4 protein-coding genes are annotated in these 3861 nt (G+C 63.8%); 3 read left to right on the top strand and 1 reads right to left on the bottom strand.

All coding sequences use genetic code 11. The features are described 5' to 3' along the window. Positions 1-66: 66 nt before the first annotated feature. Positions 67-357, bottom strand: coding sequence for a hypothetical protein (locus AC1D0Z_RS17365; protein ID WP_477659464.1), 291 nt, complete (start codon positions 355-357; stop codon positions 67-69). Positions 358-471: 114 nt separating this feature from the next. On the opposite strand from AC1D0Z_RS17365, the gene hemA reads away from it, so the two are divergent. From hemA to prmC, 3 genes are all read left to right on the top strand, one after another. Then, the gene (hemA, locus tag AC1D0Z_RS17360) at positions 472-1761 is read left to right on the top strand and encodes a glutamyl-tRNA reductase (RefSeq protein ID WP_477659463.1); all 1290 of its coding nucleotides are present in this window, start codon (positions 472-474) and stop codon (positions 1759-1761) included. Positions 1762-1894: 133 nt separating this feature from the next. After that, the gene (prfA, locus tag AC1D0Z_RS17355; RefSeq protein ID WP_477659462.1) at positions 1895-3016 is read left to right on the top strand and encodes a peptide chain release factor 1; all 1122 of its coding nucleotides are present in this window, start codon (positions 1895-1897) and stop codon (positions 3014-3016) included. An 88-nt stretch (positions 3017-3104) separates the two neighbouring features. Then, on the top strand, positions 3105-3861 hold a 757-nt coding region (prmC, locus tag AC1D0Z_RS17350), incomplete at its 3' end, for a peptide chain release factor N(5)-glutamine methyltransferase (protein ID WP_477659461.1).

Raw genomic sequence — 3861 nt, 5'->3', positions numbered from 1 at the left:
CTGCTGGCACTGGGCACCGATGGCATCATCACGGACGCGGTGGACCTTTTCAAGCCGGACTAGGCCCTAGTCCCGCCAGGCGCCGAGCAAAAACCACTGACACAACGCTGCGCCGGCCACCATCGCCGCGTAGGTCAGCATTTTCCCGTCATGGCCGAAGAACACCAGGCCGGCGGCCAAAATCGCCACGTTTACTATAAAAACAATAGCTGCTTGCGCCCACCAGCTGTGCGCCAGCGGCCTTTTTGATCCGGCCAAGCTGCCCAAAAGACGGGTACACAATACCAGCAGCACGGCCACGGCGGCAGCTGGCGCGACAAGATTGAGCAGGTGATTGGCCAGCAGGTAAAAGGTCATGCGCTTGGAGACGGTTGAAGAATCGCGGGAGCCATTCAAGGCCCAAAAAAGGACTATCAAGGCGATTGTCAGGGCTTCCAGCCGGGCGGGCCGCTTCAATTTTATAATCGGAGGATGTCAGTCTGGGCCCTTGGGCTAAACCACAACACTGCACCGCTCGATTTGCGCGGGCGGTTTGCCTACGCCCTGGACCAGGTCGAGCCTACCTTGCGCGGCTTGCGCGCTTCGCTGGCGCGCCAGCCCGAGGCGACCTTGCTGTCGACCTGCAACCGTACCGAAATCTACTGCGCCGGCGAAAAAAACGACCTGGACCACACGCTGGAATGGCTGGCGCACAGCGGCGGCGTCTCGCCGGCCTTGCTGCGTTCACATGCCTACACCCTGCACGACGATGCAGCGGCCCGCCATGCGTTTCGCGTGGCCAGCGGGCTCGATTCAATGGTGCTGGGCGAGCCCCAAATTTTGGGCCAGATGAAAGACGCCGTGCGCGCCGCCGAAGACGCGGGCGCCATGGGCACCACCCTGCACCAGCTCTTTCAGCGGTCTTTTGCCGTAGCCAAGGAAGTGCGCAGCAGCACCGAAATTGGCGCACACAGCATCAGCATGGCAGCGGCCAGTGTGCGCCTGGCCGGCCAGCTGTTTGAAGACCTGAGCAATATCAAGGTGCTGTTTGTCGGCGCCGGCGAGATGATCGACCTGGCGGCCACCCACTTTGCTGCCAAAAACCCTAAAGCCATGGCGATCGCCAACCGCACGCTGGAACGCGGCGAAAAGCTGGCAGGCCGCTTTGGTGCCGAAGTGATGCGCCTGGCCGATTTGCCCAGCCGCCTGCACGAATTCGACGCCGTAATCAGCTGCACCGCCAGCACGCTGCCCATCATCGGCCTGGGTGCGGTTGAGCGCGCCGTGAAGCTGCGCAAGCATCGCCCGATGTTCATGGTCGACCTGGCCGTGCCGCGCGACATTGAGCCCGAAGTCAAGGCCCTGCCGGACATTTACCTCTACACAGTGGATGACCTCGCGCATGTGGTGCAGACCGGCAAGGACAGCCGCCAGGCCGCCGTGGCGCAGGCCGAGGTCATCATCGATGCCGGTGTGCAGAACTTCATGCACTGGCTGGGCCAGCGCCGCAGCGTGCCACTGATCCAGCAGCTCAATGCACAGACCGATGAATGGCGTACCGCCGAAATTGCTCGGGCCAAAAAACTGCTGGCCCGGGGTGAGCCTATCGACACGGTGCTGGATGCGCTGACGCGCGGCCTCACCCAGAAAATGCTGCACGGCACACTGGCCGAACTGCATGCGGGCGACGCCAACAGCCGCGAAGCCACCGCGCAAGCCGTGTCCAGGCTGTTCCTGCGCGGCCAGCTGCCCAAAATCCCTCCCGGCGACAAAGAGCGTTAGCGGCCGCCCAGGCACTGACTCCCTGCGCCGGCACAGCCGGCGGCTCCGCTCGCGGCATCGTTGACGGCATTTCCGCCCTTTCGGCCTTCCGCCCTTTTTGACCTCCCTGGTTCCCATTTTTCAGCGCCCTTCCATGAAACCCTTTCTTCGCCAAACCCTGGACCGCCAGTTGCTGCGGCTGCACGAACTGGATGCGCTGCTGTCTGCCAGCGACGTGGTCAGCGACCTGGACCGTTTCCGGTCGTTGACCCGGGAGCACGCCGAAGCCAGCGTGATCGCCGACCAGTACCTGCGGCTCACCAGCCGCGAGGCCGACCTGGCCGGTGCCGAGGGCATGCTGGCAGAGGCCAAAAACGACCCCGAAATGGCCGCGATGGCCGAAGAAGAGATAGCCGCAGCCAAAGCCGATATCGCGCAGATCGACGAAGCACTGCAACTGATGCTGATCCCCAAGGACCCGGACGACGCACGGGCGGCGTTTATCGAAATCCGCGCCGGAACCGGGGGAGATGAATCGGCGCTGTTCGCCGGTGACCTGTTCCGGATGTACACCCGCTTCGCCGAGCGCAACCGCTGGCAGGTGGAAGTCATCAGCGAATCCTCCAGCGAATTGGGCGGCTACAAGGAAGTCGTGCTGCGCATCGACGGTCCCACGGACGCCCAGGGTGTCGGTGTGTACGGCAAGCTGCGCTTTGAGTCGGGTGGGCACCGCGTGCAGCGCGTTCCTGCCACTGAAACGCAAGGCCGCATCCATACCAGCGCCTGCACAGTGGCTGTGATGCCGGAACCCGACGAAGCCGTGGCTATCCAGATCAACCCGGCCGACCTGCGCATCGACACCTACCGCGCCAGCGGCGCTGGTGGCCAGCACATCAACAAGACGGATTCGGCCGTGCGCATCACGCACATCCCCACCGGCATCGTGGCGGAATGCCAGGAAGGCCGGAGCCAGCACAGCAACAAGGCCCAGGCGCTGAAGGTGCTGACGGCGCGCATCCATGAAAAAGACCGCGCCGAGCGCGCCGCCAAGGACGCGGCCCTGCGCAAGGGGCTGGTTGGGACGGGTGATCGAAGCGACCGCATCCGCACCTACAACTTCCCCCAGGGGCGGCTGACCGACCACCGCATCAACCTGACGCTGTACAAGCTCCTGGCCATCATGGAAGGCGATCTGGGCGACGTCGTCACCGCGCTGCAGGTGGCACGCGGCGCCGAGCTGCTGGCGGAGCTTGAAACCGCTAATAGTGGGGCCTGAACGCCGGAATTGAGAACCAAAAATGGCTGCAGCCCAATCAGGACGCGCGCAAGCAGCTATTATTTTCATAGCAAACTAAAGGAATCAGTTGACCGGATTTACCTGCGCCCAAGCCCTGGATACCGCTCGCGTGCTGGGGCTGGACCGCCTGGATGCCCAGTTCCTGCTGCTGCATGCACTGGGCAAGCCGACCCATGCGCGTGCCTGGCTGCTGGCCCACGATACGGACGAAGTGCCGGAAAATGCTGCGCAGCACTTCCAGGCACTGTGCCTGCGCCGCGCCGGCGGGGAACCGCTGGCCTACATCGTCGGCAGCAAGGAATTTTTTGGTTTGACGCTTCAGGTGGATGCCCGTGTGCTGGTGCCCCGCCCGGATACTGAAACGCTGGTGAACTGGGCGCTGGAGCTGCTGCAACGGCCCGACGCGCCGGCCGATCTGCGGATCCTGGACCTTGGCACGGGCAGCGGGGCCATTGCCCTGGCCGTGGCTCACAATCTGCAAAAAGCTGGCCGGAAGGGCCGTGTGACGGCCGTTGATGTGAGTGCAGACTCACTTGATGTGGCCCGAGGCAATGCGACCCACCTCAACCTGGATGTTGATTTTGTTCAAAGTCACTGGCTGCGGGCAGTCAGCGGACACTTTCACCTGGTCGTCAGCAATCCCCCCTATATTGCCAGCGCCGACCCCCACCTGGCCGCCCTGGCTCATGAGCCACTGGTCGCCCTGGCAGCCGGCACGGACGGGCTGGACGATATCCGGGAAATTGTCCGGAATGCGCCCGCCAGCCTGCTGCCAGGCGGTTGGCTGTTACWGGAGCACGGTTACGACCAGGCCGCAGCGGTGC

This window comes from Polaromonas sp. P1_E3, from assembly GCF_056405935.1.
Note: the sequence above shows the minus strand (reverse complement) of the source record. Positions and strands in the feature narration are given on the sequence as shown.